At 53.1% G+C, this 5,475-nt stretch carries 5 protein-coding genes; all 5 read left to right on the top strand.

Features of this window, described 5'->3' with window-relative positions:
- A partial coding sequence (locus tag RDN69_RS05710) for an iron-containing alcohol dehydrogenase family protein (RefSeq protein ID WP_288218356.1) occupies positions 1-1,107 on the top strand: 1,107 nt, incomplete at its 5' end.
- On the top strand, positions 1,104-2,288 hold the full coding sequence (locus RDN69_RS05705) for a PLP-dependent aminotransferase family protein (RefSeq protein ID WP_273259904.1): 1,185 nt from the start codon (positions 1,104-1,106) through the stop codon (positions 2,286-2,288). The genes RDN69_RS05710 and RDN69_RS05705, both read left to right, overlap by 4 nt.
- A 74-nt stretch (positions 2,289-2,362) precedes the next feature.
- Complete coding sequence (locus tag RDN69_RS05700; protein ID WP_273259902.1) at positions 2,363-2,620, top strand: chorismate mutase; 258 nt, start codon at positions 2,363-2,365, stop codon at positions 2,618-2,620.
- On the top strand, positions 2,617-4,755 hold the full coding sequence (locus tag RDN69_RS05695; protein WP_273259900.1) for an ATP-dependent RecD-like DNA helicase: 2,139 nt from the start codon (positions 2,617-2,619) through the stop codon (positions 4,753-4,755). The genes RDN69_RS05700 and RDN69_RS05695 overlap by 4 nt, the downstream gene beginning before the upstream one ends.
- Positions 4,748-5,395, top strand: coding sequence for a ComF family protein (locus RDN69_RS05690; protein ID WP_288218355.1), 648 nt, complete (start codon positions 4,748-4,750; stop codon positions 5,393-5,395). Before RDN69_RS05695 ends, RDN69_RS05690 begins: the two co-directional genes overlap by 8 nt.
- Positions 5,396-5,475: the final 80 nt, after the last annotated feature.

Raw genomic sequence — 5,475 nt, 5'->3', positions numbered from 1 at the left:
GATTTCATGAAGTCGTACACCGTTAATATTCCGGGGTTCACGATCGGCGGAGATGATGCGTATGCAGCCATTGAAACCGTTTGTGCAACGTACGGGAAAACGGTCGCCATTTTAGGCGGCGAAACAGCGCTTGCAAAAGCGCGGCCGGCATTAGAAGCGGCTCTTCAAAAGACATCACTGGAGGTAACGGATTGGCGAATGTACGGCAAAGAATGTTCTTTTGCCAATGCCGAACGACTGGCGGAAATTCCTACCGTTGCCGACGCGGATATGTTGTTTGCCGTCGGCGGAGGGAAAGCGATTGATACGGTCAAGGTCATCGCCGGCGAATTGCAAAAACCGTTTTTTACATTTCCGACCATTGCGGCGACCTGTGCGGCCGTGACGAGCATCGCGGCTGTTTATTTGGAAGACCATCGTTTTGATCGCGCCTATGACGCAAATCATCCACCGGTTCATACGTTTATTAATGAACGTATTATCGGTTCCGCACCGGCGCAGTATCTTTGGGCGGGGATCGGGGATTCGGTAGCCAAATATTATGAAAGCCGACTGTCCGCGCGCGATCGTTCGATTCTTCATTCCAATCAGGTGGGCGTGACGCTCAGCGGCATGTGTGCCGAGCCGTTGATGCAGTCGGCTGTCACCGGTTATAAGGACGCGCAGGCAGGTAAAACCAGCGAAGCGCTGCGGCAAACGATCCTTAATGTAATTGTCAGCACCGGTTTTGCTTCGATTTTTCTGGAACCGGATTACAATACTGCCGTGGCGCATTCACTTACATACGGCTTGGTGGAGCTGCCGCAAGTGGAAGCCAACCATATGCATGGTGAACTCGTTTCGTACGGAGTATTGGTGTTGCTTGCGATGGACGGCGCGGACGACGAGCTGGCGAAAGTATATGACTTTAATCGCGCCATGCAATTACCGACCTGTCTTGCCGATGTCGATGTGACGGTCGACGAATTGGAACCGGTTCTGACACGGGCGTTGCAAACTTTTGATTTGAACGTAATGCCGTACAAGGTAGATAAAGAAATGTATCGAAACGCGATCTTGGCGTTAGAAGAATATGACCGCTCGCGAAAAGAAGTGATTGGAGCATGAAGTTTTCTCGATTAACGCAGAATTTTGCTCCATCGGATATTGATATGCTGCTCAAATTGACGGCGCAACCGGAAGTAATTTCGTTCGGTGGCGGTTTACCCGCACCGGAAACATTTCCGATTGAAACGTTAGCGGCCGTTACGCAGGAAGTATTTGCCAAGGACGGTGTGGCTGCCTTGCAATACGGGCCTTCGCGCGGCTACTTGCCCTTACGTGAATATCTGTCCGATTGGTTCCAAAATCATTTGCAGACAACCGTAGTGCCGGACGATATTTTAATCACGGCCGGTTCGCAACAGGGATTGGATCTTTTAGCTCGTGTCTTTCTGGATCCCGGCGATGTATTGCTGGTGGAAGGGCCGTCTTACATCGGCGCTCTGAATGCCTTTGATCTGGCGCAGCCGACGTACGTGGAAATGCCGATGGACGAAGAAGGTGTAATTCCGGAAGCGCTGGCGGAAATTCTCGCCACGCAAAAAAAGGTAAAGGCCATTTACGTCATTCCGGATTTTCAAAATCCGACCGGCATTACCTGGTCACTTGCGCGCCGGCAAAAGTTCATGGAGCTTGTCAATCAATATGAAATTCCGGTGTGGGAAGATCATCCGTATGGTGAATTACGCTTTTCGGGAGAAGCGTTACCGACGTTGAAAGCGCTGGATACGAAACATCTTGTTACTTTTCTGGGGACATTTTCCAAAACGTTATCACCCGGTTTACGGATCGGTTATTTGGCGGGACCTGCGGAAGTCATCGAACGCGCTGACTTTGTAAAACAGGCGGCGGATCTTTCGACTTCGTCATTGGTGCAGCGGCAAGTGGCCGCGTTTTTACAGGAAGCGGACTATGAAGGTCATGTCGCGGCGAATGCGGATTTATATCGGCAACGTCATGATGTGATGCTGACCGCTATGCAGCAGCATTTTCCGGCCGATGTGCATTGGACGGAACCGCGCGGCGGCTTGTTCATCTGGGTGGAACTGCCTAAAGATTGTGATGCGCGTGACGTGTTGACGCAAGCGTTGCAAGAAAATGTTGCGTTTACGCCGGGGGAAGGATTTTTCCCGGTAACAAAGCAGAAAAATTATTTCCGACTGAACTATTCAAGCATGGACGAGGCGCGCATTCGTGAAGGTATTCGCAAGATCGGCGAAGTATTGCACAGAATGTTGCATTCGTAAAAAGAGGAATCTTCGGATTCCTCTTTTTGCTTGGGAAAATACTGCTGTGGGTTATAATACAGACAGGAGGAAATATGACGGAACTCGAACAATGGCGTAATGAAATTCGTGCGCTGGATGCACAGATCAAGCCGCTTTTTTTACAACGGCTCGCGCTGGCACAGGCGATCGGCCGCTATAAAAGCGAGCACGGGCTGTCCGTTTACGATCCGGAGCGTGAGGCGCAAAATCGCCAAACGCTCAGCGCGGATGTAAACCGGACAGAAAGAAAGGCGTATGAAGAATTTTTGCAGGCGGTTATGACTATTTGCCGAAAGGCGCAGGAGTCATGAACGGACAGTGGGAAGAAACGTTTGCCGGTACCGTGGAAAGTATTATTTTTGCAGCGGCAGACGATTCTTTTTGCGTGTTCAAAATGCGACCGTCGCAGCAGTATAAAAGCTGGACATTGGTCGGTAATGTGAGCGCGCCGCTTGTCGGTGAAGAGGTCGAAGTCAGCGGTACATGGGTGGAACATCCGCGCTTCGGACGACAGCTGCGCATTACCGCGTTGCGAAGAGTGCGCCCGCAAAGCGCCGCCGGCATCGTTCGTTATCTCGGTTCGGGCCTGTTTCGCGGCATCGGTCCCGCACTTGCCAAACGAATTGTGGATCATTTCGGTGAGGAAACGCTTGCCGTTTTGGATACATCGCCCGAACGGTTAGCGGAAGTGCGCGGTATCGGTGAAACCACTTGGCGCAATTTTGCGCAGACATACCACGAAGTAAGCGACTTGCATGCGCTGACGTTGGCGCTGGAGGAAGCGGGCGTGGCCGGACGATTTGCCGCGGTATTGCAAAAGCAATACGGGGAATCGGCTCTGACGGTGCTGGAAAATGATCCGTATCGACTGGCGCGCGATGTGGAAGGATTTCCGTTTCGCAGTGCCGATGCGCTGGCCATGCACGCGGGGATGCCGCAAGATTCCATGGATCGGATCGAAGCGGGTGTGAATGAAGTGCTTCTGCGGGGAGCCGAACGCGGTCACAGTTGCTTGAAGTTGGCAACTCTGGCACGGGAAACGGCGCGCCTTCTGCGGATCGATGAAGATCGTATTCGCGAGGCCTTGGGAGAACTTTTGGAGTATGGCGTTTATCCCGTGACGATTGTCGATGATACAGCTTACGTGTACCATCTTTCTTTGTATGAAGCGGAAACGGGTGTAGCGCATCACATCGAGCGTCTGCAGACAGTAGAACCGCTGACGGTAGTCGGTGCGGAAATGATTTTGGAAAAGTGGGCGGCAAAAGAAGAGGTGACGTTGGCCGCCGAGCAAATTCAAGCCATCCTTGCCGCGCTGGAAACCGGCGTGCTCGTGATTACCGGCGGCCCCGGTACGGGCAAAACAACATTGGTGCGGGCTCTTTTGGCGGTTGTTTCCCAAGCTCGTCTGCGAACTGTTTTGGCTGCGCCGACCGGACGAGCCGCGAAGCGACTTGCGGAAACATCCGAGCAGGACGCGTCCACTTTGCATAAGTTGTTGGAAGCGGGATTGGTGGAGGACGCAAGTGTTTTTCAGCGTGATGCGCAAAATCCTTTGAAGGGCGATTTATTCATTATCGATGAGGCGTCCATGTTGGATGTCAGCCTGATGTACCATTTTTTGGAGGCGGTGCCCGATCACGCCCGCGTCATTTTTGTCGGTGATGTCGATCAGTTGCCGCCGGTTGGTCCGGGGAACGTGTTGCGCGATATCATCGCATCGGATACGGTGCCGGTCGTAAGGCTGGAGCATATTTACCGACAGGAGGAAGGCAGCGGTATTGCGCTGGCCGCCGCGGCCATACGCCAAGGGCAGATGCCGGTGTGGCGTGATGACGTTACTTTTATCGACTGCGCCGAAGAAGAAGCGCTCGAGGAAGTTTTGTCACTTTGTCGCACGCTCCGTTACGCGGATCCGGAGCGTCAGTTTGCCATGCAGGTGCTGGCGCCGATGTACCGAGGTATCTGCGGTGTCGATGCATTGAATCAGGCGTTGCAGCGGCAGGCGCACGGATACATGGGAAAATCCAACCGCGGTTTGCAGGTCGGCGATAAGGTCATGCAGCGGAAAAATAATTACGAAAAAGGCGTTTATAACGGTGATTTGGGCGAAGTATATGCAGTCGGCGAGGAACATATCGCGGTCGATTTTCGCATTAAAAATTCTACCTATGAGCGCGGTGAGTTACAGGAACTGCAGTTGGCTTATGCACTGACTGTGCATAAGAGTCAGGGGAGCGAATACGAAACGGTAGTGTTGGTGCTGCTGCCTTCGCAACAAATCATGTTGCAGCGAAATCTTGTGTATACGGCAGTGACCCGTGCCAAATCCCATGTGTATATTGTCGGTTCGCCGGCGGCGTTCAAGAAAGCATTGCGCACCCAACACACAGCCGGTCGCACCAGCCTTTTGCGTGCGCGTTTGACAGGAGAAATCGATGCCTAGTTTTTGGCAATATCTTTTATCTTTTTTATATCCGCCGCATTGCCCCGGCTGTCACGTGGCGGTCAGTCGGCACGGTGAGTGGTGTCGGCATTGCCGTGACGAGGTATGGCAGCCGCGACAGCTTGCGGGGAGTCATCATGGCAAGCTTACGGGATGTTACGCTTGCACGGATTACCGCGGCGGCGTGCGCAGCGCCTTGTTGCGTTATAAATTCGGACGCAAGCATTTGAATCCACTGGTATTTCAAAATTTGTTGCGCGATTTTCCCTGGCCGGATGCGTTTCCGGATGACGCTCTGTGCGTACCGATTCCACTCTCGCGGGAGCGCTACGCCGAGCGTGGCTTTAATCAGGTGGCGGAAATTTTCGCACCGCTCGCGCAGGAGCGCGGCTGGCAGTGGTCAAAAGACCTTGTCAAAGTACGTCACACGCCGGCGCAATCCACATTGAGTCGTACGGATCGTCATACCAATATAAAAAACTCCTTCCGGTGGGAAGGAGTTCCATTGACAGGTTGTACGGTGATTCTTGTGGATGATATCTATACTACGGGCGCTACGCTTGAAGAAGCGGCGCGTGTCCTGCACCGAGCCGGCGCCGCGCAAATTATCGGTTGGGTGATCGCGTCAGGCGCGCGTTAACTCAAAATGTCGATAAACACACGGACAATCGACGGATCGAACAGAAGACCGGAGGCGCTGGCATCTCGGTGCGGACATCA

Source organism: uncultured Negativicoccus sp. (assembly GCF_902480485.1).
Taxonomy (GTDB): Bacteria; Bacillota; Negativicutes; order Veillonellales; family Negativicoccaceae; genus Negativicoccus; species Negativicoccus succinicivorans.
Note: the sequence above shows the minus strand (reverse complement) of the source record. Positions and strands in the feature narration are given on the sequence as shown.